Below are 25,203 nucleotides of genomic sequence, written 5' to 3' on the forward strand. Positions count from 1 at the left end.
GCCATGCCACCACCTCGCGCCCCCGGGATCATTCCGATGCCCGCCAGCTCGCTTGCGAACCGCCTGTTCCTGTCGGCGACCGCCTGGCTCGTTGTCATCCTGGCCATCACCGGCGTGGTGCTGTCGTCGGTTTACAAGAACGCCACCGAGCGCGCCTTCGACCGCCGGCTCAACCTCTATCTCCGCACCCTGATCGCCGAGGTCGCTACCCCCGACGAGCCGCCGGACCGTCAGTTCCAGTCGCTCGGGGAGCCCCTGTTCGAGCTGCCGCTGTCCGGCTGGTACTGGCAGATCACGCGCACCGACACCGAGAAGCCGGAGGTGCGCTCCTCGCGCTCGCTCTGGGACAAGAAGCTGCCGAAGCTGGAGGACCAGGGCGCCGAGCTCACTGCCGCCGGCATCCGGCTGGCTTATGTCGACGGGCCGGAGGGCCAGAACCTGCGCATGGTCGAGCGTCCCGTCGATCTCGGCGCCGACGGCAAGTATCTCGTCAGCGTCGCCGGCGACGACACCGAAATTTTCGATGAGACGCGCAGCTTCGACTACTATCTCGGCGGCACCTTCACCGCGCTCGGCATCGTGCTGCTGCTGACGACCGTGTTCCAGGTCCGCTTCGGCCTCGCGCCGCTCAAGCGCATCTCGGAATCCATCGCTGATATCCGCTCCGGGCGGGCCGAGCGGCTCGAGGGCGAATTCCCGGTCGAGATCGCGCCCTTGGCACGCGAGACCAACGCGCTGATCGATGCCAATCGCGAGATCGTCGAGCGCGCGCGCACCCATGTCGGCAATCTCGCCCATGCGATCAAGACGCCGCTCTCGGTGATCGTGAATGAGGCGGGTTCGCATGCGGCCGATCCGTTCGCGGCCAAGGTGATGGAGCAGGCGGACGTGATGCGTAACCAGCTCGCCCATCATCTGGAGCGCGCCCGCATCGCGGCCCGGGTCTCGATCGTCGGCACTGTAACCGAGGTTGCGCCGGCCATCGAAGCGTTGCGGAGGACCATGGAAAAGATCCACCGCGGCCGCGGCATCGCCGTTGAAGCCAAGGCCGATCCCTCGGCAAAATTCCGGGGCGAGCGACAGGACCTGGAGGAGATGGTCGGCAATCTCGTCGACAACGCCTGCAAATGGGCGGCCTCGCGGGTCTTCATCGAGGTCGTGGTCGAGGCCCCGCAGCAGGCCGGGGCAGGGCCCAAGCTGCGGCTGATCGTCGATGACGACGGCCGCGGCCTCTCGGAGGCCGAGCGCGCCCAGGTCTCCCGGCGCGGCCAGCGGCTCGACGAATCCAAGCCGGGCTCGGGGCTCGGGCTATCCATCGTGACCGATCTTGCCGCGCTTTATGGCGGCAGCCTCTCGCTCGGCCGCGCGCCGATCGGGGGGCTGCGGGCCGAGCTGGTGCTGCCGGGAATATAATCCTCTGATCCCAAACGATTATTTTGGCTTCCGGACGAAACCGGAGGTTTTCGGAGGGACTTCCTCAACGGCTTCTTAAGGCGCACCCACCTATGATCGGGGAGGACGCATCCCACGTCCGCCATTTTACCGTGCATTACCCGGGCGCATGAGCCAGACATCGATCGAGCGGCTGAGGGAATATCTCGCGCAGCTCCCGCCGCAGGCGCAGGCGCTGCTGATGCGGGAGTTCGAGCGCGCGCTCAAGCGCGGCCAGGACACGGCCGTGGCGACCCTCGTGCTTGAGCAGCTGCGCAAGATCGTCCGCAAGACCGAGTCCGAGGACGCCCCGCCGCCGCGAACCGACGATCTGTCGCGGTTGCTGTTCCAGGTGCTGGAACCGTTCCTGGTCGAGGCCGGCGCCCCAATCCGGGTCGGCCAGATCCGCCGCTCCTCGCTTAATCCGATCTGGCAATGGCTCGGCCGCGATGGTGCCCCGGACAAGGTCGCTGAATTCGAGGCCGCGCTGGCGCGCATGCCGGCTTCCGACAGCGCGGGGCAGGTCGAGGCGCTGGCGCTCAAGCTCCAGGCCGTGGCGGCGGACGCCATCTTCGCGCTGACGGGGCCGGGTGGCGGTGACAAGTCGCGCGCGCTGGCCCGGGTTGGCCCGCCCAATGTGATCGAGGACCTCTATTCGATCGGCGCGGTGCTCGCCGTTCGCGAGGCCCTCGGCACGCTCAATGAAAAGCTGCCGCGTTTCCTGCGCGCGTTCGGCGATCCCCAGATCGCCTCGGTGACCGCTGCGCTCAATATTCCCGTGCTCCAGACCCCGCAGATGCTGCCCTTTGCGTTGTCGGTGGTGATCCAGCGCATGACCGCGCCGTGGCAGATCATTCGCCTCGCGATCAAGATCGCCGCGTCCGATGATGAGATCCGCGTCGCGGCAACGCCTTATGGCGTTGCCGTCACGATCGCCCTGCACGATCTGTCCCGTGTCGCCGCCAATTTGCGCATGGACATCAAGCGCGGCCATTTCGACACCGTTGCCGACAATCTCAAGGCACTCCATGATGGCGTGCGCGGCCTGCGCACGGAACTTGATCTGCGCAACGATTCCGCCTGGGGCAAGCAGCTGACCTCGATCCGGGCCGACATCTCCAACGCGCTGCAATCGGAGATCGACAGCGTTCCCGGCCGCGTCCGCCGCATCCTGCGCCAGCGTCCCGAGAAGGATATTCCGCCCGGAGCGCGGATCGACAGCACCGAGGTCGAGGAAACCGTCGCCCTGATCGACTTCGTCGCGACCTGCCGCAACTACGCCAGCGAGCTCGCGATCAACGAGGTGACGCTGCGCACCTATTCCGACCTCCAGCAATATGTCGAACGGTCGACCGAGCAGCTGGTGCAGTCGCTGCGCGCCGCCGATCACAAGGTCCGCACCTACCGGCAGCAGCAGGTGCAGGCCGCGATCCGCTTCTGCCAGGTGCTGTTCGGCGACGATTACGCCTCGCTGATGAGCCGGGCTGCGGAGAACGCGGCGACTGGCGAGCGCAAATCGACGCGTGCGAGCTGATTCAGGCGCATCTTTTCGTTATCACAATTTATAGTTGACCGTGCCGGTTGTGGGCCTTACGGTCCCCGCGCAAGCTTTTGGAATTTCTATCTGTGGGCGCATGAAACCCGTTATCAGCTCCATTGAAATTGAAAACCGCATCATTGTTGCCAAATATCAAAGGCTGATGGTCGGTGCGAAGGTGGTGCTGGTTGAGAAGGCAAGCGGTCGACAGCTGCCTGAGACCGTCACCAGGGTTGCATCGCGTGTCCCCGTCGGGGCGTTGCGCATCAGATTGCCTGACGTCATCGAGCCGGGAACCTACTTCTTGAGGGCTCTCAACGGGCACGGCGAGGACGCCGCTCAAAGCGTGGACTTCGAGATCGGCTAAGCCGTTGGTTCTTCACCATTTCGGACGGTGTGCGCTCGCGCCGAATTGACAATTGTCAATTGCCGCATCGTCCGGCCGTGGTGTAAAGCCACCTATGGGCGCGGTTCACGCGCTGCCGGAAGCTTGCCAGATGACGCTATGGTTCGTGTTCGCGCTGATGACGGTCGCGGCGATATTCGCCGTGCTCTGGCCGCTCGGCCGTAACGGGCGCGATCAAAATCAAGGCAGCGAGGTCGTGGTCTACAAGGACCAATTGGCCGAGATCGAGCGTGATCTCGCTGCCGGACTGGTCGCGCGACCTGAAGCCGAGGCGGCGCGCGTCGAGATCAGCCGCAGGCTGCTCGCCGCAGCCGGCAGCGAAGCCGCGCTCATGCCGGCGCCCAGTCTCAAATGGCGCCGTGCGGCGGCGGTGCTGGCGCTGGTCGGCCTGCCTCTGGTCGCGGCTGCGATCTATGTTCCGCTCGGTTCGCCCGCGCTTCGCGACTTTCCGCTGGCGCAGCGGGAGCGCGGGTCCGGGTCCGGCATGGCGCAGTCGCTCGAGAACCTCGTCGCGCAAGTCCAGCAGCATCTGGAGAAAAATCCGACCGACGGCCGCGGCTGGAACGTGCTTGCTCCGGTGCTGGAGCGGCTCGGCCGCTTCGACGAGGCCGTGCGCGCCTACCGCAATTCGATCACCTATAATGGCGAGAGCGCGGAGCGCCGCTCCGATCTCGGCGAAGCGATCGCGGCTGCGGCCGGCGGCGTGGTGACGGCGGAAGCCAAGACCGAGTTCGAGCGTGCCCACGCCCTGAATGCCGACGATCCCAAGGCGAACTACTTCCTCGGGCTCGTCGCCGAGCAGGACGGCCGCAAGGATGACGCGGCCAACATCTGGCGCGCGCTGCTTGCGAAAGCGCCCTCGGATGCTCCGTGGCGGCCGCTGGTGCAGTCCTCACTCGCGCGGGTCGGCGGCGGCAGCTCGATGCCGGCGTTGTCGGACGAGACGATCGCGGCCTCCAAGGATATGAACGACGGCGATCGCAACGCGATGATCCGCAGCATGGTGGAGCGCCTCGCCACGCGCCTCAAGCAGAACGGCGACGACGTCGACGGGTGGCTGCGTCTGGTGCGCGCCTATCTGGTGATGGGCGACCGCGACAAGGCCCGTGGCGCCTCGACCGATGCCCGCCAGGCGGTCGCCAACGATTCCGAGCGGCTACGCCAGCTCAACCAAGGCCTCAAGACTCTCGGGCTCGACGGATGACAGTCGCAGCACGAGACGAGCGGAGAACGGACACGCCATGACGCGCAAGCAGCGACGTATGACCATCATCGGCGGCTCGCTCGCCGTGCTCGCGCTCGCGGCCGCGCTGGTGCTCAATGCCTTGCGCGACTCCATCGTGTTCTTCTCGACCCCGACCATGGTGGCCGAGAAGCACGTTCAGCCGGGCAAGCGCTTTCGCCTCGGCGGCCTGGTTCAGCCGGGCTCGCTCCAGCGCGGCGATAATCTCGCGGTGACGTTCGAGGTTGCCGACGGCAGCGCCAAGCTTCCCGTCGCCTACAAGGGCATTCTGCCGGATCTGTTCCGTGAAGGGCAGGGCGTCGTCGCCGAGGGTGCACTCGATGCCAATGGCGTGTTCAAGGCCGACACGGTGCTTGCCAAGCACGACGAGACCTACATGCCCAAGGACGTTGCCGATGCCCTGAAGAAGCAGGGGCACTGGAAGGATGACTACGGCGCCCAAGCTTCCGGTGGCGCCAAGCCGGCCGCAACGACGGCGCAGGGTAATTCGCAGGGAGCGGTGCGGTGATCGCAGAAGCCGGACATTATGCGCTGGTGCTGGCGCTCGCGCTGGCGCTGATCCAGTCCTTCGTGCCGATGATCGGCGCACGCTTGCGCGATCCCGCGTTGATGAACGTGGCGCGCTCCACCGCGCTGGCGCAGCTCTTGTTCGTCGGCGCATCGTTCATTGCGCTCGTGACGTTGCACGTAAACTCGGATTTCTCCGTCGCCAATGTCTACGAGAATTCGCACTCCATGAAGCCGCTGATCTACAAGATCACCGGCGTGTGGGGAAACCATGAAGGATCGATGCTGCTGTGGGTGTCGATCCTGGCGCTGTTCGGTGGGCTGGTTGCGGCCTTCGGCAACAATCTGCCGCTGTCGCTGCGTGCTCATGTGCTGAGCGTGCAGGCCTGGATTGCGAGCGCCTTCTATCTCTTCATCCTGATCACCTCGAACCCGTTCCTGCGCATCGTCAATCCGCCGATCGAGGGGCGTGATCTCAATCCCGTGCTTCAGGACATCGGCCTCGCCGTGCACCCGCCGATGCTCTATCTCGGCTATGTCGGCTTCTCGATCTCGTTCTCCTTCGCGATCGCGGCGCTGATCGAGGGGCGGATCGACGCGGCCTGGGCGCGCTGGGTGCGGCCCTGGACGCTGGTCGCCTGGATATTCCTGACGCTCGGCATCGCGATGGGATCCTACTGGGCCTATTACGAGCTCGGCTGGGGCGGCTGGTGGTTTTGGGACCCGGTGGAGAACGCTTCGCTGATGCCGTGGCTCGCTGGCACCGCGCTGTTGCACTCGGCGCTGGTGATGGAGAAACGCAACGCACTGAAGGTCTGGACCATCCTTCTCTCGATCCTGACCTTCTCGCTGTCGCTGCTCGGCACCTTCCTGGTGCGTTCGGGCGTCATCACTTCGGTGCACGCTTTCGCCAATGATCCAACCCGTGGCGTGTTCATCCTCCTGATCCTCTGCCTGTTCATCGGCGGCAGCCTCTCGCTGTTCGCGGGGCGTGCGACCGCGTTGAAGCAGGGCGGACTGTTCGCGCCGATCTCGCGCGAGGGCGCGCTGGTTCTGAACAATCTGCTGCTGACCGTCGCCTGTGCGGTCGTGCTGTTCGGAACGCTCTATCCGCTCGCGATGGAAGTGCTCGCCGACTTCAAGATGTCGGTCGGCGCTCCCTTCTACAATCTCACCTTTGTCCCGCTGTTCGCGCTGCTGCTGCTTGCGGTGCCGTTCGGGCCCATGCTGGCGTGGAAACGCGGCGACCTGCTCGGTGTCACGCAGCGCCTGCTTGCGGCCGGTGTCGCAGGCCTCGTCGTGATCGCCATCGTCTGGGCCTGGACGCGTGGCGGCAGCGCGCTGGCGCCGTTGGCCATCGGGCTTGGCGTCTTCGTCATTGCCGGCGCCGTGACCGATATCGCCGAACGAACCGGCCTGCTTCGTCTTCCGTTCGCGACCACGCTGCACCGCGCCCGGGGCCTGCCGCGTTCGGCCTGGGGGACGGCGTTTGCCCATGCCGGCCTCGGGGTCGCGCTGATCGGGATCGTCTGCGAGACCACCTGGAACAGCGAATATATCGCGACGATGAAGCCGAACGACGTCGCACAGGTCGCCGGGTATGACTTGAAGCTCGACGGTCTGCTCGAGCGCCAGGGGCCGAACTACCGCGAGATGATTGCCCAGTTCAACGTCAGCCGGGGCGGCGACGCGCTCAGCGTCATGACGCCGTCGAAGCGCAGCTTCACGACGCGCGGCTCTTCGACCACCGAGGCCGCGCTGCTGACCCGCGGTGCCAGCCAGCTCTACATCTCGCTTGGCGACGTCACCGCCGAGGGCGCGATTGCCGTGCGCATCTATCACAAGCCGATGGTGCTGATGATCTGGTGGGGTCCGGTGCTGATGGCGTTCGGCGGCGTGCTGTCGCTGTCCGACCGGCGCCTGCGGGTCGGAGCGCCGAAGCCGGCGCGGGCCAAGCAGCGCCTGCAGCCGGCGGAGTGATCCGATGCGCCGGATGATGGCCGCGATCGTCGCGCTGATGCTGCTGGCTGTGCCTGCGGTGCACGCGGTGCAGCCCGACGAGATCATGTCTGATCAGGCGAAGGAAGCGCGCGCGCGCGAATTGTCGCGTGAGCTGCGCTGCATGGTTTGTCAGAACCAGTCGATCGATGATTCCGACGCGCCGCTCGCGCGTGATCTGCGGCTTCTGGTGCGCGAGCGTATCGCCGCCGGCGACAGCAATTCGCAGGTGCTCGACTTCCTGGTCGCGCGGTATGGCGAGTTCGTGCTTTTGAAGCCGCGCTTCGAGCGGCAGACCTTGCTGTTGTGGCTGCTCGCGCCGCTATTGCTGGCCGGTGGCGGCTTTGCGCTCTGGCGGCAAAATCGTCGGCGCTCCCGAAGTGGTGTAGATGTACCGGTGTCGCCGCTGACGCCGGACGAAGAGGCCCGGCTCGCCGCGTTGATGTCGGATGACGCCAAATCTTCCTGACCACTTCAAGTCTTCCTGGCCGCTTCAAGTCATTCCAGCCTCCGTAATGATACGTAAGCTGCCGGCCGCGGCCGTCCATTTCATGCTATGTTGACCTTTGTCTGGAAGCTTGTCGCAAGATTTGATTCCAGCCTCTGAGCCTTTCATGTTCACGAACAGCAATCTGACGATCCGCTTTCTGGTCGGCGCCGTCGTCGCTGCATTATTGTTCCTGCTGGGTATCGGGGGCGGCACCGGCTTCGTTGCCGTGCTCTATCTCAACAACGAGATCACCAGCCTTTCGTCCGACTTCGCCGCGCTGAGCGGTCCCGCGCGCGACCACGCGATGCAGATCTACCAGCAGGCCCAGGCCGCGTTCTCCTATTTCCTGGTCGCCTGCGGCGTGATCGCGATCGTCGCCGTCGCAATCTGTCTCACCACTTGGTTCGCCGTGCGCAACGGCATCCTTCATCCCCTGGCAGCGATTGTGCATGCCATGCGCGAGGTCGCAGACCAGAAGTTCGAGACACCGGTCCCGGGCCTCGGCGGTACCAACGAGATCGGTCTGCTCGCTGGCGCGCTGGAAGTATTCAAGACCAGCGGGATCGAGCGCCGCCGTCTGACCGAGCGGCAGCTGCACGAAGCGCAGCACCAGGCCGAGCGGTCCAAATATCTCGATGCCCGGATCAGGGGGTTCAACGAGCTTGTCGCCAGCGTCGTCGACAGCGTGGCGTCGTCGGCCGTGCATCTGAAGCGCAACGCCGAGACGCTGTCGCAAACCGCCAACGATACCAGCACCAAGGCCAATGCCGTGGCTAGCGCCGCGAGCCAGGCCAGCGCCAGCGTGCAGACGGTCGCCGGCTCGGCTGAGGAGATGACGAATTCGATCGGCACGATCAGCCGCCGCGTCACGGACGCGACCCAGCGTGCCGAGGGTGCGGCGACGCAAGCCGAGAAGAGCCGCGACACCATCCACACGTTGTCGGATGCCGCTGACAAGATCGGCGAGGTCGTGCAGCTCGTGCAGGCCATCGCATCGCAGACCAACCTTCTGGCGCTCAACGCCACCATCGAAGCGGCGCGGGCTGGAGAGGCAGGCAAGGGTTTTGCGGTGGTCGCCTCCGAGGTGAAGAGCCTTGCGCATCAGACCAGCAAAGCGACGGAAGAAATCACCTCGCACGTCGCCAGCATTCAGGGCATCACCGCGGAGACGCGTGGAGCAATCGATGCCATCTCGAAGACGCTGTCGGAGATCTCGTCGATCATGTCGGGCATCGAGGTCGACACCGCCCAGCAGCGTAACGCGACGCAGGACATCAGCCGGAGCGTCCAGGACGCCGCGCGCGGCACGCTCGACGTTTCCAACCACATCGTCCAGATCACCTCGACCTCGGCCGAGACCGGCCGTATGGCGGCTGAAGCCCGGGATTCCGCCGTCGACCTGTCGCAGCAGGCCGAGACCCTGAAGCGCGAAGTCGACGAATTCATCGTCAGCGTCAGGGCAAGCTGAGAGCTTCGAAAGTGCACTTTGAAGCCGGTCGCCGGAACCCTCTTAAGTTCCTGTAAGACCGCGTCTTTTGGCCTGCGATAAACTGCCGCATCGCAGATCCTCCTTCATTACAAAAGTTTAACCCCGCAGCCAGCGCGCGGTAAGGCGGAAGCCCCCATCTTGAGGTCCGTAAGGTGCCGCTATCGGGCGCCAAATGGATTTCAAGGCCCTGGAGACCTCTGCATGACCGATCGTCCCGATCTCACGAACCTGCCGTCCTACCGCCAGCCCCGCCGTTCCCTGTTTTCCGCCCGCAGAATCGTGCTGATGGCCTCGGTCGCCGCCGGTCTCGGCATTGCGGTTCACGGCTTCAGCCCGTCGACGTCGCCTGCTGACCTGTTCTCCAGCCCGGCGCACGCGCAGGTCAACAATGAGGTCAAGAAGGTCGAGCGTCCGATCGGTTTTGCCGACATCGTCGAGCGGGTGAAGCCCTCGGTGATCTCGGTGAAGGTCAACATCAAGGAGAAGACCGCGAGCAACGACGACGGCGATGATTCCGCCTCGCCGTTCCAGCCGGGCTCGCCGATGGAGCGCTTCTTCCGCCGCTTCGGTGGTCCGGACGGCATTCCCGGTCTGAAGGGTGGTGGTCGTGGCCGCGTCGTGCAGGGCCAGGGCTCCGGCTTCTTCATCTCGGCTGACGGCTTTGCCGTGACCAACAACCACGTGGTCGACGGCGCCGACAAGGTCGAGGTCACCACCGACGACGGCAAGACCTACAGCGCCAAGGTGATCGGCACCGACCAGCGCACCGACCTCGCTCTGATCAAGGTCGAGGGCAGCTCGAACTTCCCCTTCGCCAAGCTCGCCGACAGCAAGCCGCGGATCGGCGACTGGGTGCTCGCGGTCGGCAACCCCTTCGGTCTCGGCGGCACCGTGACGGCCGGCATCGTGTCGGCCAGCGGCCGCGACATCGGCAACGGCCCCTATGACGATTTCATCCAGATCGACGCGCCCGTGAACAAGGGCAATTCCGGCGGCCCGGCGTTCGACACCAACGGCGAGGTGATGGGCGTCAACACCGCGATCTACTCGCCCTCCGGCGGCAGCGTCGGCATCGCGTTCTCGATTCCCGCCAACACCGTGAAGAGCGTGGTCGCCCAGCTCAAGGACAAGGGCTCGGTCAGCCGCGGCTGGATCGGCGTGCAGATCCAGCCTGTCACCTCCGACATCGCTGACAGCCTCGGCATGAAGAAGGCCGAAGGTGCGCTGGTGGCGGAGCCGCAGGCGAACGGTCCGGCTGCGAAAGCCGGCATCGAATCCGGCGACGTGATCACCTCGGTCAACGGCGATTCCGTCAAGGACGCGCGCGAGCTCGCCCGCACCATCGGCGGCATGGCCCCCGGCGCCACCGTGAAGCTCAACGTGCTGCACAAGGGGCAGGACAAGGTCGTGAACCTTACCCTGGGCCAGCTGCCAAACACGGTCGAGGCCAAGGCCGACACCGATAACGACAGCGGCAAGGGCGCGAGCAAGGGCACCGATGTGCCGAAGCTCGGCATGACCGTTGCGCCCGCCAATTCCGTGGCCGGCGCCGGCAAGGACGGCGTCGTCGTCACCGAAGTCGATCCGAAGAGCGCCGCGGCAGAGCGCGGTTTCAAGGAAGGCGATGTGATTCTCGAAGTCGGCGGCAAGAGCGTGAGCACCGCCGGCGACGTTCGCGATGCCATCAACACGGCGCGGACCGACAACAAGAACAGCGTCCTGATGCGCGTGAAGAGCGGCGGCCAGTCGCGCTTCGTCGCCGTGCCCATCGCCAAGGGCTGACAAGGCTACAGCCTCAGGCGGCTGACAAGATGAAGGGTGTCGCCGGCATCAGTCGCCCCCGCCGCCGGCACTCTTCCGGGGAGCAGCGCAACGCTCGCTCCCCACGCCTACCTTCCGGTGGAAATACGCCCCCCTCCGTCGGAAGGCCTAGGGCGGTGAGGTCCCCCCAGCTTCACCGCCCGCCTTTTTGCCTACCCGGGTCTCGTTCGCTTGGCTTGCATGCGATTGTCGCTCGCGCCATTGTTTAGAGAAGGTTGACCTCCTTGACCGCCGCTGAACGCACGATGCGCCTCCTCATCATCGAAGACGACCGCGAATCCGCCGACTATCTCGTGAAGGCGTTTCGCGAGGTCGGACACATTGCCGACCACGCCGGTGACGGCGAGGAGGGCCTCGCCATGGCCGAGAACGGCGAATACGACGTGCTGGTGGTCGATCGCATGCTGCCCAAGCGCGACGGGCTGTCGCTGATCGGCGCGCTGCGCGACAAGGGTGACACGACGCCGGTGCTGATTCTCTCCGCGCTCGGCCAGGTCGACGACCGCATCAAGGGTCTGCGTGCCGGCGGCGACGACTATCTGCCCAAACCTTATTCCTTCGCTGAGCTGCTGGCCCGGGTCGAGGTGTTGTCGCGCCGCCGCGGGGGACCTGCCGAGGACACCCTCTATCGCGTCGGCGATCTCGAGCTCGACCGGTTGTCCCATCGCGTGGCCCGCGGCAAGGACGAGCTCACGCTGCAGCCACGCGAATTCCGCCTGCTCGAATATCTCATGAAGCATGCCGGACAGGTGGTGACCCGCACCATGCTGCTCGAGAATGTCTGGGACTATCATTTCGATCCGCAGACCAACGTGATCGACGTGCACATTTCGCGGCTGCGCTCCAAGATCGACAAGGGTTTCGAGCGGCCGCTGCTGCACACGATCCGCGGCGCCGGGTACATGATCCGTGACGGCATTCGGTAAACTCGTCCGCACCACGGCGTTCCGGCTGACGCTGGTCTACCTGCTGCTGTTTGCGATTTTCGCAGCATCGCTGCTTGGCTATTTCGCCTGGAACACGCGCCGGCTGATCACCGAAGAGATCACGCAGACGGTGAATGCCGAGACCTCGGAGTTCAACGAGATCTACGGCCGTCGCGGTCTGTTCTTCGTCGCGCGTGCAATCGAGTACCGGTCGTTGCGGCCGGGCGCCAATCTCTACCTCCTGACCTCGCCCACCGGCCAGGCGATCGCCGGCAATGTCGGCTCGTTGGCGCCGGGTGTGATGGCGACCATCGGCTGGTCCGAGACCGCTTACCGGCGGATCGAGGATGCGGATGACCGCGACCATCGCGCGCTCGTGCGCGTCACCGTATTGGAAAATGGCTTCCGCCTTTTGATCGGCCGCGACCTCGCCGAGCGGCGGCGCTTGTTCGGCATCGTCGCCAAGGCCGCGCAATGGTCGATCCTCATCGTCGTTGTGCTCGGACTTGGCGGTGGCGTCTTCGTCGCGCGCAGGGTGCTAAGGCGCATCGATGCGATGTCCGGCACCGCGCATCGCATCATGATCGGCGATCTCAGCGAGCGGCTGCCGGTCGGGCGCAGCGGCGATGAGCTCGACCGTCTCGCCGAGAACCTCAACGCCATGCTGGAGCGGATCGAGGCGCTGATGTCGGGGCTGAAGGAGGTCTCCGACAACATCGCACACGACCTCAAGACGCCGCTGACGCGCCTGCGCAACCGCGCCGAGGAGGCGCTGGCGAAATCGGGCTGCGAGGCCGATTACCGCGCGGCGCTGGAGCGGACCATCGAGGAATCCGACGGGCTGATCCGCACCTTCAACGCGCTGCTGATGATCGCGCGCGCGGAGTCCGGCCAGGCGCGCGGCAACATGGATGATTTCGATGCCGCCGAGGTCGCGGGCGGCATCCACGAGCTCTACGAGCCGCTCGCCGAAGATGACGGCATGATCCTGAAGGTCAAGACCGAGGCGACGCCCATTCACGGCAATCGCGAATTGATCAGCCAGGCGCTCGCCAATCTGGTCGAGAATGCGATCAAATACGGCAAGCCGGTCGCACAGACGGGTGGAACCGTGGTCAGCATGGACAGCAGGCAGATCACGATCGAGGCGAAGCGCGGGGGCGATCAGGTGATGCTCAGCGTCACCGATCGCGGTCCCGGCATTCCCGAGGCCGATCGCAAGCATGCCATCGAACGATTCGTACGGTTGGAAGCCAGCCGCACGCTGCCGGGCTCAGGCCTCGGCCTCAGCCTCGCCTCGGCGGTTGCGACATTGCATGGTGGCGAATTGCGGCTGGGCGATTCCCAGCCCGGTCTTGTCGCCACGCTGGTGCTGCCGGCGCGCGCCGGGGCAGGCGACAGGGTTGCTCCGCCAATACCGGATGTGTCACAGAAGGTGGCATGAACCACTCCGCGCCGGGAAACGCGGACAAGCATGGTGAGAGCCTGGCCACGCGCTTCGCGGAGGCTCCCCATATTGCCGCTTCCGCCATCGACGAACGACGTTTTGAAAGCTGGCTGGCCGAGCTCGAGCCGGCACAGTCGGCGCGTCTCGAGGCGCTGCTGATCCATCCCTGTGTGCGGGAAATCCTGGCCGGAATCGCGGAATTCTCGCCCTATTTGTTCGAGCTCGTGCGCGCCGATGCGTCGCGCCTGGCCCGGCTGCTCGAATGCGATCCGGATCGGCATCTGACGGCGCTGATCGCGGAGGCGAGGGAGGCGGTTCTCGCGGCCACCGATGAGGCCGAGGTGATGCGTCTGCTTCGGCGCATGAAGGCGGAGACCGCGCTCCTGACCGCGTTGTGCGACATCGGCGGCGTCTGGCCGGTGATGCGGGTGACAGCGGCGCTGACCGATGTCGCAGTGTCCTCGGTGCAGGCGGCGCTCCAGTACCAGCTGCGGCAGGAAGCCGCACGTGGGAAGATCCTGCCCCCCAATCCTGAGGCGCCTGAAGAAGGCTGCGGCCTGATTGTGCTCGCGATGGGCAAGATGGGCGCGGGCGAGCTCAATTATTCCAGCGACATCGATCTCATCGTGTTCTTCGATCCCGATGCGACGACACTCGCGCCCGATATCGAGCCACAGCCGTTCTTCGTCCGCGTGACGCAGGGCCTGGCGCGTGTCCTCCAGCAGCGTACCTATGACGGCTACGTCTTCCGGGTCGATCTGCGCCTGCGTCCGGATCCGTCCTCGACGCAAGTGGCGATCTCGCGAGATGCCGCGCTGAACTATTATGAGCGGGAAGGGCGCACCTGGGAGCGCGCCGCGATGATCAAAGCGCGCGCCTGCGCCGGCGATGCCAAAGCGGGCGAGGCGTTGCTCGCCGAAATCGCGCCCTTCGTCTGGCGCAAGCATCTCGATTTTGCCGCGCTCGCCGACGTGCACGACATGAAGCGGCAGATGCAGACCTATCGCGGCCAGAGCGAGATCGCGGTCGAGGGCCACAACGTCAAGGTCGGCCGGGGCGGCATCCGCGAAATCGAATTCTTCGCTCAGACCCAGCAGCTGATCGCGGGCGGCCGCCATCCGGAATTGCGGGTACGGCCGACGCTCGCCGCACTCGACATCCTCGCTTCCAGCAACTGGATCACGTCTGCGGCGCGCGACGAACTGACCACGGCGTATGAGTTCCTGCGCCGGGTCGAGCACCGTCTTCAGATGATCGCCGACGAGCAGACCCATGCGCTGCCGGAAGACAAGGAGGCGGTCGAACGCTTCGCCTGGTTCTTCGGCTATGACAGCCGCGAGACGTTTGCGCGCGACCTGCTGCGCCAGCTCGAGATCGTCCAGGGCCATTACGAAAAGCTGTTCGAGGGCGACGATCCGACCGGCACGGCAAGCCTGCCTGCGATCGACTATCGCGCCGGTCCCGACGATCCGCGCCTGCTTCAGCACCTGACGACGCTCGGCTTCAAGAAGCCCGCCGCCGTGGCGCAGACTGTCCGCGACTGGCTGACGGGCGACTACCGCGTGTTCCGCAACGAGCAGACGCGGAACGCCTTCGTCGAGTTCGTGCCGGCCCTGATCGACGGCCTCGCGCGCGCCGAGGAGCCGGATCGCGCGGTCGTGGCGTTCGACCAATTCCTTGGGGCGCTCCAGCGCGGCGGCCGGCTGATCACGCTGCTCGGCCAGAACCGCGATCTCGTTGCGCTCGTTGCGCTCGTGCTTGGCGCGGCGCCTCGGCTTGGCGAGATGCTGGCGCGGCAGCCGCAGCTGATGGATGGTTTGATCGATCCGCGCTTCTTCGGCGCCATGCCCGACAGGCAGGAATTGTCGGCGCGGCTTGCGGTCACGGTGCAGGACGCGGGCTCCTACGAGGAGTTTCTGGACCGCCTGCGCCTGTTCGGGCAGGAGAGCCTGTTCCTGATCGGCACGCGCATCCTCTCGGGCACCGTCTCCGCCCAGCAGGCGAGCACGGCCTTTGCCGACGTCGCCGAAGGCATCGTTCACACCGTTCACGGCCTCGTCGCCGATCGCTTCGTCGCCCAGCACGGCCGGATAAAGGACCAGGAGACCGCGATCATCGCGATGGGCCGGCTCGGCAGCCGCGAGATGACGGCGTCCTCCGATCTCGATTTGATCCTGCTCTACGATTTCGACGGCGACAATCCGGACTCCGACGGTCAGAAATCGCTCCAGGGTGCGCATTACTTCGCCCGCTTCACCCAGCGCCTGATCAGTGCCTTCACGACCCGCACCAATTACGGCGTGCTCTACGAGATCGACATGCGGCTGCGGCCGTCGGGGCGCGCCGGTCCGGTGGCATCGAGCCTCGTCTCCTTCGCGGACTACCAGGCCGTTGAGGCCTGGACCTGGGAGCACATGGCGTTGACCCGTGCGCGCGTGGTGTCGGCATCGCCCGAATTCGCGGCGCGGATCCAACGCGTCATCCGCGAGGTCCTGACCCGCCGCCGCGACACGGCGATCATCGCCAACGACGTCGCCGATATGCGCCGTGCGATCGCGCAGGAGAAGGGCGAGACCGATTACTGGGACCTGAAATACGCCTCCGGCGGCATGGTCGACATCGATTTCATCGCACAATATCTCCAGCTCGTTCATGCCCATGACAAGCCGGAGATTCTCGACGTCAGCACGGTGCAGGTGCTGGAGAATGCCGCGAGACTCGGCGTGCTTCCGCCGTCACAGGCGGAGATTCTGCGCGCGGCGGCGCGGCTCTATCACGACCTGACGCAAATCCTGCGGCTCTGCGTCAGCGAACGCTTCAAGCCGGAAACGGCGGGCACCGACCTTCAGCGCGTCATGGCGCGCGCCGGCGACGCACCGGATTTCTCGTCGCTGGAGGCGCGGGTGAAGGAGACGCAGGCCGAGGTGAGGAGAGTATTTCAGGGGATCGTAGCCGGGAGCATTTCGTAGGCGACAGCTTGCATGTGCTGGTTATCGCCATGCAACAGCAAATCGACGCGTCCGCTGCTGCGGCGTCTCAGGGGCCGTTTTTCGCTTCGACATTGAGGCTCAAGGGATGGTCGGCGGAGGATGCGCCGATGGATATCTTGTAAATTCCCGGGTCGACGATCCAGGCATTGGCCCGCTCGCTGAAGTTCGAGAACGCGCGCTGGTCGAGGATGAAGGTGACGACCTTGGTTTCTCCGGGCGCGAGGTCGACTTTGTCGAAGGCACGAAGCAGGGCCGTTGGCTCCGCCGAGGCCTCGGGATAGGTGACGTAGAGTTGGGGAACGGCGGCGCCTTTGACCCGGCTCGTATTCGTGACCTTGACGCTGACGGAAACGCCCGGGCTTCCCTTGAAGGTCGCATCCTTCCCGGGAGCGCCAATCCTGAAATCGGCGCGGTCGCCAACGATGTCGCTGAAAGCAAACGTCGAATAGGACAGGCCATAGCCGAAGGGAAACAGTGGTCGCGGGGCATTCGCGCCGTTGAAATAGCGATATCCGCTTTCGAGACCTTCGCGATAGACCGTCACACGATCGACACCGGGAAATTGCGTCCTGTCCGCTGTCGGCAGGTTCTCGTCCCTGACCGGAAAGGTGACCGGCAGCCGGCCGCTCGGATTGACGTCGCCGAACAGGACTGCGGCCAGGGCTGCAGCGCCTCTGGTTCCGCCATACCAGGCTTCCACGACCGCCGGCGCGCGTTCCAGCCAGGGCATGGTGACGGCGCTTCCCGTCGCCAGCACCACGATCGTGCGCCGATTGGCGCGAAGCACGGCTTCGATGAGACGGTCCTGGTCATTCGGAAGGCTGAGAGTTGGGCGGTCAAGCTCCTCCGATTCCAGATCCCTGGCAAAGACGATCGCAACATCTGCTGCCGACGCGGCACGGGCAGCATCGGCGATGTCGGCATCGATCGATTGTGCGGGAGGACGCCAGCCGACTTTGAGATTGCCGGCGCCCGCATAGCGAACCTCGATATCATGCGGCCCAGCGGTCAGGTCGAGGCCTCGCTCGGCGGCGGCCTCTTCCTTGTCCTTGGACAGGACGCGTACCCCGTCAATCGAAAGCGTGACGGTCCCGTCGGCCACCGCATCGAATTGATGGCGGCCGGGCACATCGGCCGCCAGTTTCGCGCGCCAGACTGCCGATGCCGTCCCTTTCGGGGCTGCCTGTGATGTGGTGACCGTGGCGGAAAACTGGCTGCCCTGGCTCACGCACAGACAGCTGTCGATGCGGGACTCGATCGTCTTTCCGTCGCGGTCGTAATAGGTGGCTTGCGCTCCCCTCGTCGCATCATCCAACGTCCGCAACGCAGCTGAGGGCAGTTGAGGGAAACCTCTCGCGGCCGCAATGCCGTAAATCGGATCGACGCCGGCTTTGAAGACGATCTGCGCATTGGCGATCCGCGTCTTGATGGCATCAAGAAAGCTCGTCTTTCCCGCGGGAGATGAATTCGTCGGCCCGCCATGAATGCGTAGATCGGTGGCAGCCGCGCCGATAATTGCGATCGAGCGCAATGACGGATCCAGCGGCAGGATGCCGTTGTCATTCTTCAGCAAGACGATCGACTGCGCCGCGATGTCCTGCGCCTGTCGCCCGCTTTCGGCGAGGTCGGCTCCGACGCGCTGCGGCGGGTCGTCGAAGATCCCATATCTGATCATCGATGCGATGATCCGCACGACGGCCGCATCGACGTCTCGTTCCGGAAAATCCCCCTTGGTGACCGCAGCGATCAAATCCTTGCCGTAATGCTTCTCGGACCGGAATTCCTGATCGACACCGAGCGACAGTGACCGCAACGAATGTTCGGCGCCGGCATCGGTGCGGACGATCCCGTCAAATCCCAACCGCTTGCGCAGCACATCCTGAAGCAGGTCCGCGTTGTTGCAGGCGGGCACGCTATTGATTTTGGTGTACGCGCACATGACCATCGCGACGTTGGCTTCCTGAACCGCGTCCTGAAACGGGAAGAGGTAAAGCTCCTCGAGAACTTTGCGCGACAGCCGCGCGTCGGTCGTTCTGCGATCCTGCTCGACGGTATTGACTGCGAAGTGCTTGGCGTCCGCCATCACGGCATTTTCCTGGACGCCCAGCACGTATTGCGTACCGATGGCGCTTGTCAGCCACGGATCCTCGCCGAACGTCTCATGGGCGCGGCCGTGCCGCGGGTCTCTCTGAACATCGATGTTGGGACCGTGGATGACGCCGTATCCCAGTGCCCTGGTCTCACGCCCCAATATGCGTCCATAGGATCGCGCAGCATCGCGCGAGAACGTGGCCGCCAGCGCGACGGAAGCGGGCAGTTGCGTAACGTCGTTGCTGCCTTGCCAAATGCCCGCGGGAGAATCGCCCTGGACCATGTCCGGGATTCCGAGGCGCGGGATCCCCTTGACGTAGACCTGCCATTTTTGGCCCTCGATTTCGCGCGTCCCATAGCCGTAGAGCAGCCCGGATTTCTCCTCCAGGGTCATCTGCCTGACCAGCAGTTGCGCGCGGTCGCTCGCGGTCCGGCTGCGATCGAGCCATGGCCGGTCGTCCGCAAGCGCCATGCCACCGGTCCAGTTCAGCCCGAGCGCGAGCCACGTCGCAGCCGTCAGGCGCAGAACGATCGGGCGAAGGCGGGTGTTCCCTGACATGAAAATCTCTCCTCCTGGCGGGCACCAAAGGATAGGATTTTCAGCCGAAAGACCATAGCCATGATTGCCCGGCGGGCGCGCGCCCGCGACGCGCCGGACCTCTCCTCACCGGAAGGCGCGGGCGACGGAGGCGCAGAACGAGCTGCGACGCCTGCTCAGCGCGCTTCTGGAAGGGACGTCGTCAGCTTGAGCGAGGTGAGAGCCTCGAGCACGTTCGGCTCGAGCCCGGTGCCACCCGCATCGAGATGCGCGAAGATCGCGCGCTTCATCCGCGGATCCCAGAACTTCCTGATATGGTCGGCGATCCCCGGCACGGCCTTGTCGTGGCCCTGGCTGCGGAAGAACGTGCCGATCTGGTTGGCCATGTAAACGAGGCGGTCAGGCGACGACATCGATGATCTCCTGGGCACGAAGAGCCGTGATGCGGCCCTGGTGCGTGAACACTTCAAACCCGTCGCTGCGGGCAATTGCAATCAGCGTGATGCCGGCCGCAGCGGCGGTGCGGACCGCAAGCGCAGTGGGTGCGGAGACCGCGACCAGCACGGGCGCGCCGATGGCGGCCGTCTTCTGTACCATCTCGACCGAGACGCGGCTCGTCAGCAGCACCACGCCGGCGCTTGCGTCCGTGCGGCTGCGCGCCAGCGCGCCGGCGAGCTTGTCGAGGGCATTATGACGGCCGACGTCTTCGCGCAAGGCGGCAGTGCCGCTCGATGGCGACCAGAAGGCCGCGGCGTGGACCGCCCGGGTCTGCATGTTGATCGATTGAAGGGGAGCGATCGCCTGCATCGCCGTCATGATCTGCTGCGGCGTGAAGGCCTGTCCCTGCGGCACGATAGAAGCGGGCCGCACGGCTTCGGCAATGGAATCGACGCCGCAGATGCCGCAGCCGGTGGGGCCTGCAATGTGGCGCCGCCGTTCGCTGATGCGCGCGGCATCCTCTGACGCCAACCATATGCGCAGTTCGATGCCGTCATCGAGGCGGACCACATCGAGCGACTTGATGTCGTCGACGGATGTGATGATGCCTTCGTCCAGGCTGAAGCCGACCGCAAAATCTTCCAGGTTCTGCGGCGTCCCCATCATGACGGCGTAGGTGCCGCCATTGTAGGTCAGCGCCAGCGGTGTCTCCTCGGGGATCAGCCGCGCGCCCTCCGACGCGACACCGTCGCGCCAGATTTCGCGGTCGATCGCCTGGACCGGCACGTGCATGCGGCTACTCCGCGGCCTCGGCTGGCGCGATGCGGCGGGAGTGCCGCGCCTGCTCGTCGTAGCTCTTCTGCCAGTCGGACGGACCGTTCGAGGGCGAGATCTGCACCGCCGTGACCTTGTATTCCGGACAATTGGTCGCCCAGTCCGAATAGTCGGTCGTGATGACGTTGGCCTGCGTGTCCGGATGGTGGAAGGTGGTGTAGACGACGCCCGGCGACACGCGATCGGTGATCTCTGCGCGGAGCGTGGTCTCGCCGGCGCGGCTCGCCAGCCGCACCCAGTCGCCGTCGCGCACGCCGCGCTGCTCGGCGTCATGCGGATGGATCTCCAGCCGGTCCTCGGCATGCCAGACCACGTTCTCGGTGCGTCTTGTCTGCGCGCCGACATTGTACTGGCTGAGGATGCGGCCCGTGGTGAGCAGCAGCGGGAAGCGCGGACCAGTGCGTTCGTCGGTCGCGACATATTCGGTGACGACGAACTTGCCCTTGCCGCGGACGAAGCCGCCGATATGCATCACCGGCGTGCCCTCCGGCGCCTTCTCGTTGCAGGGCCACTGCACCGAGCCGAGCTCGTCCAGCTTGGCGTAGGAGACGCCGGCGAAGGTCGGCGTCAGTGCCGCGATCTCGTCCATGATTTCGGACGGATGGCTGTAGTTCATTTCGAAGCCCATCGCCTTGGCGAGCGCAATCGTGACTTCCCAGTCGGCCATGCCGTTCTTCGGCGACATCACCTTGCGGACGCGCTGGATGCGGCGTTCGGCATTGGTGAAGGTGCCGTCCTTCTCGAGGAAGCTCGAGCCGGGGAGGAAGACGTGGGCGTAGTTCGCGGTCTCGTTCAGGAAGAGGTCGTGGACGATGACGCACTCCATCGCCGACAGTGCCGACACCACATGCTTGGTGTTGGGATCGGACTGCAGGATGTCTTCGCCCTGCACATAGAGCCCCATGAACGTGCCTTCGATCGCGGCGTCGAACATGTTGGGAATGCGCAGACCCGGCTCCGGGTTGAGCTTGACGTTCCACAGCGCCTCGAACTGGTCGCGCACGGCATCGCCCGAAATGTGACGGTAGCCCGGCAGTTCGTGCGGGAACGAGCCCATGTCGCAGGAGCCTTGCACGTTGTTCTGGCCGCGCAGCGGGTTCACGCCGACGCCGGGACGGCCGATATTGCCGGTCGCCATCGCGAGGTTGGCAATCGCGATCACCGTGGTCGAACCCTGGCTGTGCTCGGTGACGCCGAGCCCGTAATAGATCGCGCCGTTACCGCCGGTGGCGTAGATCCGGGCCGCTTCGCGCAACGTCTTCGGATCGACACCGGTGAGGATGGCGGTTGCTTCCGGGCTGTGCTTGGAATGGGCGACGAATGTCGCCCATTCCTCGAACTCGCTCCAGTCGCAGCGCTCGCGCACAAAGGCTTCGTTGACGAGCCCCTCGGTGACGATGACATGCGCCAGCGCCGTCACGACGGCGACGTTGGTGCCGGGCATCAACGGCAGATGCAGCGCCTTCACATGCGGCGATTCCACCATCTCGGTGCGACGCGGATCGATCACGATCAGCTTGGCGCCCTGGCGCAGCCGCTTCTTCAGGCGCGATGCGAACACCGGGTGAGCCGAGGCCGGATTGGCGCCGATGATCATGGCGACATCGGTCTCCTCGACCGAGTCGAAATCCTGCGTGCCGGCGGAGGTCCCGAAGGTGACCGAAAGGCCGTAACCGGTCGGGGAGTGGCAGACGCGGGCGCAGGTGTCGACATTGTTGTTGCCGAAGCCGGCGCGGATCAGCTTCTGCACCAGATAAGTTTCTTCATTGGTACAGCGGGACGAGGTGATGCCGCCGATGGCGTCGCGGCCGTATTTCTTCTGGATGCCACGCATCTTGGCCGCGGCGAACGAGAACGCTTCGTCCCAGGACACTTCCTTCCAGGGATCCTCGATCCGTTCACGGATCATCGGATTGAGGATACGCTCCTTGTGGTTGGTATAACCCCAGGCGAAGCGGCCCTTGACGCAGGAATGGCCGCGATTGGCCTTGCCGTCCTTGTAGGGCACCATACGGACGACTTCCTCGCCGCGCATCTCGGCCTTGAAGGTGCAGCCGACGCCGCAATAGGCGCAGGTGGTGACGACGGAGTGCTCGGGCTGGCCGATCTCGATGACGGACTTCTCCGTCAGCGTCGCGGTCGGGCAAGCCTGCACGCAGGCGCCGCAGGATACGCATTCGGAGCCGAGAAAACTCTCGCTCATGCCCGGCGAGACGCGGCTGTCGAAGCCACGGCCGGAGATCGTCAGTGCGAAGGTACCTTGCACCTCCTCGCAGGCGCGGACGCAGCGCGAGCAGACGATGCACTTGGAGGGATCGTAGGTGAAGTAGGGGTTGGACTCGTCCTTCGGCATCCAGGCGGCGTTGATCTCGCCATGGGACTTGCCAGGTGTCTTCGCGAAGACGTGGTTCTCGCCCTCATAGCCGTAGCGCACCTCGCGCAGGCCCACCGCGCCGGCCATGTCCTGCAATTCGCAATCGCCATTGGCGCCGCAGGTGAGGCAGTCGAGCGGGTGGTCGGAGATGTAGAGCTCCATCACGCCCTTGCGCAGCTGTTTCAGCCGCTCGCTCTGGGTGTGGACGACGAGGCCGTTCATGACCGGCGTGGTGCAGGAGGCCGGCGTGCCGGCGCGACCCTCGATCTCGACGACACAGAGGCGGCAGGAGCCGAATGCGTCGACCATGTCGGTCGCGCAAAGCTTTGGGATCTGATGGCCGGCGTCCATCGCGGCCCGCATGATCGAGGTGCCTTCGGGCACTGTAACCTGGTTGCCGTCAATGGTCAGCGTGACCATCGTTTCCGATTTGGAGCGTGGCGTGCCGAAGTCGATTTCTTCGATCAGAGACATTGTCGTTCTCCTATTCCGCGGCCTGAAGCGTGGTCGGCGCGGGGGCAAAATCCTCCCGGAAGTGCTTCAATGCGCTGAGCACGGGGTAGGGCGTGAAGCCGCCGAGTGCGCAGAGCGAGCCGAATTTCATGGTGTTGCAGAGGTCTTCGACGAGGGCGAGGTTTTCGCTGACACGCTCGCCGTTGATGATCTTCTCGATGGTCTCGACGCCGCGGGTCGAGCCGATCCGGCAAGGGGTGCACTTGCCGCAGGATTCGACGGCGCAGAACTCCATGGCGAAGCGCGCCTGCTTGCGCAAGTCGACGCTGTCGTCGAACACGACGATACCGCCATGTCCGATCAGGCCGTCGCGCGCCGCGAAGGCTTCGTAGTCGAACGGGGTATCGAACAGCGCGCGGGGGAAATAGGCGCCGAGCGGGCCACCGACCTGCACGGCGCGAACCGGCCGGCCAGTGAACGTGCCGCCGCCGATGTCGTCGACGAGCTCGCCGAGCGTCACGCCGAACGCCGTTTCGAACAGTCCACCCCGGCGGATGTTGCCGGCGAGCTGGATCGGCATGGTGCCGCGCGAGCGGCCCATGCCGAAATCGGCGTAGGCTTTGGCGCCTTCGGCGAGGATGAAGGGGATGGCCGCAAACGACAGCACGTTGTTGATGACGGTTGGCTTGCCGAACAGGCCGTGATGCGCCGGCAGCGGCGGCTTGGCGCGCACCAGGCCGCGGCGGCCCTCGAGGCTCTCCAGCAGCGAGGTCTCTTCGCCGCAGACATAGGCGCCGGCGCCGACGCGCACTTCCATATCGAAGCTGGTGGTTGAGCCACCGATCTTGTCGCCGAGATAGCCGCCGCGCCGCGCCGCGACGATGGCAGCATTCATCGCCTCGACTGCATGCGGATATTCGCTGCGGATGTAGATATAGCCCTTGGTGGCGCCCACGGTGATGCCGGCGGTGGTCATGCCCTCGATGACCAGGAAGGGATCGCCTTCCATGATCATGCGGTCGGCGAAGGTGCCGCTATCGCCTTCGTCGGCATTGCAGACGATGAACTTGCGATCGGCCTTGGCTTGCGCCACCGTCTTCCACTTGATGCCGGTCGGAAAGCCGGCGCCGCCGCGACCGCGCAGGCCCGATGCGGTGACTTCGCTGAGGATCGCATCCGAGCCGAGCGAGAGCGCGCGCTCCAGGCCCTTGTAGCCGCCATGGGCGCGATAGTCGTCGAGCGAGCGTGGATCGATCACGCCACAGCGGGCGAAGGTGAGGCGGGTCTGGCGCTTCAGCCAGGGCATTTCGTCTGCGATGCCGAGCCGCAGCTTGTGCGGTCCATTGCTTGCCATGGACTCGAACACAGAGGCGACGTCCTCCGGGCTGACCGGGCCATACGCGACCCGACCCTCGGGGGTCGCCACCTCGACCATCGGCTCCAGCCAGCAGAGCCCGCGCGAGCCGGTCCTGACGATCTCGACTGGCAAGCCACGCTTCGTCGCGACCTGCTCGAAGGCGACCGCGATGTCATCGGCGCCGACGGCAACCGCTGCCGCATCACGGGGAACGAAGATCCGCATGTTCATCGCTGCGCCTCCGCAACCAGCGCGTCGATACGCTTTTCGTCGAGTCGGCCGACGAGGCGGCCATCGAGCATCGCGGACGGCGCGGTCGCGCACAGCCCGAGGCAGTAAATCGGCTCCAGCGTGACGCGATCGTCCGCCGTCGTGTTGCCGAGCGAGACGCCAAGCTTCGCCTCGGCGCGCGCCGCCAGTGCATCGCCGCCCGCGGCCTGGCAGGCCTCCGCACGGCACAGCTTCAACACGTGGCGGCCGGCCGGCTTGTGGCGGAAGTCATGGTAGAAGGTGAAGACGCCGTGCACTTCGGCGCGCGACAGATTGAGCGCCTGCGCCACCATGGGAATCGCCGCCTCCGGCACATAGCCAAACGCCTCCTGGAGAGCGTGCAGAATGACCAGCGTCGCGCCTTCCTGGCTGGCATGTTCGGCGATGATTTCAGCGCCGCGCGTGTCGTCCCAAGGCTCGTAACAAGGCTCGTAACAAGGCTCAAAAGCAGCTGTCATTCTTCATTCTCAAGTTGAGCGTCCCTTCCGCGCAAACTATTTGGAATCATTCGAAGATCAATAAAGCTGTCTCATGCTGCGATTGCGAATTCGGATCGATCTGGA

At 65.2% G+C, this 25,203-nt stretch carries 18 protein-coding genes; 12 read left to right on the forward strand and 6 right to left on the reverse strand.

The window, feature by feature from the left end:
• Positions 1-36: 36 nt before the first annotated feature.
• The 12 genes from JQ587_RS23235 to JQ587_RS23290 all read left to right on the forward strand — a co-directional run bounded on the left by JQ587_RS23235 (position 37) and on the right by JQ587_RS23290 (position 16,264).
• Positions 37-1,413 carry a sensor histidine kinase gene (locus JQ587_RS23235; protein ID WP_212300419.1) on the forward strand — a complete coding sequence of 459 codons (1,377 nt, stop codon included), beginning with the start codon at positions 37-39 and terminating at the stop codon, positions 1,411-1,413.
• A gap of 148 nt (positions 1,414-1,561) precedes the next feature.
• A complete protein-coding gene (locus JQ587_RS23240) occupies positions 1,562-2,965 on the forward strand; it encodes a hypothetical protein (RefSeq protein ID WP_212426834.1) in 1,404 nt (467 codons plus the stop codon).
• A gap of 100 nt (positions 2,966-3,065) precedes the next feature.
• Positions 3,066-3,335 (forward strand): hypothetical protein, encoded by a 270-nt coding sequence (locus JQ587_RS23245; RefSeq protein WP_212300421.1) that lies wholly within the window; start codon positions 3,066-3,068, stop codon positions 3,333-3,335.
• A gap of 130 nt (positions 3,336-3,465) precedes the next feature.
• Positions 3,466-4,578 (forward strand): c-type cytochrome biogenesis protein CcmI, encoded by a 1,113-nt coding sequence (gene ccmI, locus JQ587_RS23250; RefSeq protein WP_212426835.1) that lies wholly within the window; start codon positions 3,466-3,468, stop codon positions 4,576-4,578.
• Between the two features lie 37 nt (positions 4,579-4,615).
• Positions 4,616-5,125: a cytochrome c maturation protein CcmE gene (gene ccmE / locus JQ587_RS23255; RefSeq protein WP_212300423.1), complete on the forward strand. Its 510-nt coding sequence runs from the start codon at positions 4,616-4,618 to the stop codon at positions 5,123-5,125.
• On the forward strand, positions 5,122-7,104 hold the full coding sequence (locus JQ587_RS23260; protein ID WP_212426836.1) for a heme lyase CcmF/NrfE family subunit: 1,983 nt from the start codon (positions 5,122-5,124) through the stop codon (positions 7,102-7,104). Before ccmE ends, JQ587_RS23260 begins: the two co-directional genes overlap by 4 nt.
• 4 nt (positions 7,105-7,108) lie before the next feature.
• A complete protein-coding gene (locus JQ587_RS23265) occupies positions 7,109-7,591 on the forward strand; it encodes a cytochrome c-type biogenesis protein (protein ID WP_212426837.1) in 483 nt (160 codons plus the stop codon).
• Positions 7,592-7,736: 145 nt separating this feature from the next.
• A complete protein-coding gene (locus JQ587_RS23270; protein WP_212426838.1) occupies positions 7,737-9,080 on the forward strand; it encodes a methyl-accepting chemotaxis protein in 1,344 nt (447 codons plus the stop codon).
• 222 nt (positions 9,081-9,302) lie between these two features.
• A complete protein-coding gene (locus tag JQ587_RS23275; protein WP_212300427.1) occupies positions 9,303-10,883 on the forward strand; it encodes a Do family serine endopeptidase in 1,581 nt (526 codons plus the stop codon).
• Between the two features lie 284 nt (positions 10,884-11,167).
• Positions 11,168-11,848 (forward strand): response regulator transcription factor, encoded by a 681-nt coding sequence (locus JQ587_RS23280; RefSeq protein WP_212300428.1) that lies wholly within the window; start codon positions 11,168-11,170, stop codon positions 11,846-11,848.
• Entirely contained in the window at positions 11,832-13,292 is a 1,461-nt protein-coding gene (locus JQ587_RS23285; protein ID WP_212426839.1) for a sensor histidine kinase, read from the forward strand. Before JQ587_RS23280 ends, JQ587_RS23285 begins: the two co-directional genes overlap by 17 nt.
• The gene (locus tag JQ587_RS23290) at positions 13,289-16,264 is read left to right on the forward strand and encodes a bifunctional [glutamine synthetase] adenylyltransferase/[glutamine synthetase]-adenylyl-L-tyrosine phosphorylase (protein ID WP_212426840.1); all 2,976 of its coding nucleotides are present in this window, start codon (positions 13,289-13,291) and stop codon (positions 16,262-16,264) included. The genes JQ587_RS23285 and JQ587_RS23290 overlap by 4 nt, the downstream gene beginning before the upstream one ends.
• Before the next feature lie 67 nt (positions 16,265-16,331).
• On the opposite strand, the gene JQ587_RS23295 is transcribed toward JQ587_RS23290, so the two are convergent.
• The 6 genes from JQ587_RS23295 to JQ587_RS23320 all read right to left on the reverse strand — a co-directional run bounded on the left by JQ587_RS23295 (position 16,332) and on the right by JQ587_RS23320 (position 25,098).
• Positions 16,332-18,935, reverse strand: a complete 2,604-nt coding sequence (locus tag JQ587_RS23295; RefSeq protein WP_212426841.1) for a beta-glucosidase — start codon at positions 18,933-18,935, stop codon at positions 16,332-16,334.
• Positions 18,936-19,090: 155 nt separating this feature from the next.
• The gene (locus JQ587_RS23300; protein WP_212300432.1) at positions 19,091-19,327 is read right to left on the reverse strand and encodes a formate dehydrogenase subunit delta; all 237 of its coding nucleotides are present in this window, start codon (positions 19,325-19,327) and stop codon (positions 19,091-19,093) included.
• Positions 19,314-20,144 (reverse strand): formate dehydrogenase accessory sulfurtransferase FdhD, encoded by an 831-nt coding sequence (gene fdhD / locus JQ587_RS23305; protein WP_212300433.1) that lies wholly within the window; start codon positions 20,142-20,144, stop codon positions 19,314-19,316. The genes JQ587_RS23300 and fdhD overlap by 14 nt, the downstream gene beginning before the upstream one ends.
• 4 nt (positions 20,145-20,148) lie before the next feature.
• A complete protein-coding gene (gene fdhF, locus JQ587_RS23310) occupies positions 20,149-23,034 on the reverse strand; it encodes a formate dehydrogenase subunit alpha (protein WP_212426842.1) in 2,886 nt (961 codons plus the stop codon).
• 10 nt (positions 23,035-23,044) lie between these two features.
• Complete coding sequence (locus JQ587_RS23315; protein ID WP_212426843.1) at positions 23,045-24,601, reverse strand: formate dehydrogenase beta subunit; 1,557 nt, start codon at positions 24,599-24,601, stop codon at positions 23,045-23,047.
• Positions 24,598-25,098, reverse strand: coding sequence for a formate dehydrogenase subunit gamma (locus tag JQ587_RS23320; RefSeq protein WP_212426844.1), 501 nt, complete (start codon positions 25,096-25,098; stop codon positions 24,598-24,600). The genes JQ587_RS23315 and JQ587_RS23320 overlap by 4 nt, the downstream gene beginning before the upstream one ends.
• Positions 25,099-25,203 lie beyond the last annotated feature (105 nt).

The organism is Bradyrhizobium manausense (genome assembly GCF_018130615.1).
Taxonomy (GTDB): Bacteria; Pseudomonadota; Alphaproteobacteria; order Rhizobiales; family Xanthobacteraceae; genus Bradyrhizobium; species Bradyrhizobium manausense_A.

What these genes read in the sequence shown, in the direction of transcription:
- JQ587_RS23315 (WP_212426843.1), bottom strand. Translation starts at nt 24,601, where the DNA reads ATGAACATGCGGATCTTCGTTCCCCGTGATGCGGCAGCGGTTGCCGTC.
- JQ587_RS23275 (WP_212300427.1), top strand. Translation starts at nt 9,303, where the DNA reads ATGACCGATCGTCCCGATCTCACGAACCTGCCGTCCTACCGCCAGCCC.
- JQ587_RS23320 (WP_212426844.1), bottom strand. Translation starts at nt 25,098, where the DNA reads ATGACAGCTGCTTTTGAGCCTTGTTACGAGCCTTGTTACGAGCCTTGG.
- JQ587_RS23240 (WP_212426834.1), top strand. Translation starts at nt 1,562, where the DNA reads ATGAGCCAGACATCGATCGAGCGGCTGAGGGAATATCTCGCGCAGCTC.
- JQ587_RS23300 (WP_212300432.1), bottom strand. Translation starts at nt 19,327, where the DNA reads ATGTCGTCGCCTGACCGCCTCGTTTACATGGCCAACCAGATCGGCACG.
- ccmI (WP_212426835.1), top strand. Translation starts at nt 3,466, where the DNA reads ATGACGCTATGGTTCGTGTTCGCGCTGATGACGGTCGCGGCGATATTC.
- JQ587_RS23290 (WP_212426840.1), top strand. Translation starts at nt 13,289, where the DNA reads ATGAACCACTCCGCGCCGGGAAACGCGGACAAGCATGGTGAGAGCCTG.
- JQ587_RS23265 (WP_212426837.1), top strand. Translation starts at nt 7,109, where the DNA reads ATGCGCCGGATGATGGCCGCGATCGTCGCGCTGATGCTGCTGGCTGTG.
- JQ587_RS23295 (WP_212426841.1), bottom strand. Translation starts at nt 18,935, where the DNA reads ATGTCAGGGAACACCCGCCTTCGCCCGATCGTTCTGCGCCTGACGGCT.
- JQ587_RS23270 (WP_212426838.1), top strand. Translation starts at nt 7,737, where the DNA reads ATGTTCACGAACAGCAATCTGACGATCCGCTTTCTGGTCGGCGCCGTC.
- JQ587_RS23235 (WP_212300419.1), top strand. Translation starts at nt 37, where the DNA reads ATGCCCGCCAGCTCGCTTGCGAACCGCCTGTTCCTGTCGGCGACCGCC.
- fdhD (WP_212300433.1), bottom strand. Translation starts at nt 20,144, where the DNA reads ATGCACGTGCCGGTCCAGGCGATCGACCGCGAAATCTGGCGCGACGGT.
- fdhF (WP_212426842.1), bottom strand. Translation starts at nt 23,034, where the DNA reads ATGTCTCTGATCGAAGAAATCGACTTCGGCACGCCACGCTCCAAATCG.
- ccmE (WP_212300423.1), top strand. Translation starts at nt 4,616, where the DNA reads ATGACGCGCAAGCAGCGACGTATGACCATCATCGGCGGCTCGCTCGCC.
- JQ587_RS23280 (WP_212300428.1), top strand. Translation starts at nt 11,168, where the DNA reads ATGCGCCTCCTCATCATCGAAGACGACCGCGAATCCGCCGACTATCTC.
- JQ587_RS23245 (WP_212300421.1), top strand. Translation starts at nt 3,066, where the DNA reads ATGAAACCCGTTATCAGCTCCATTGAAATTGAAAACCGCATCATTGTT.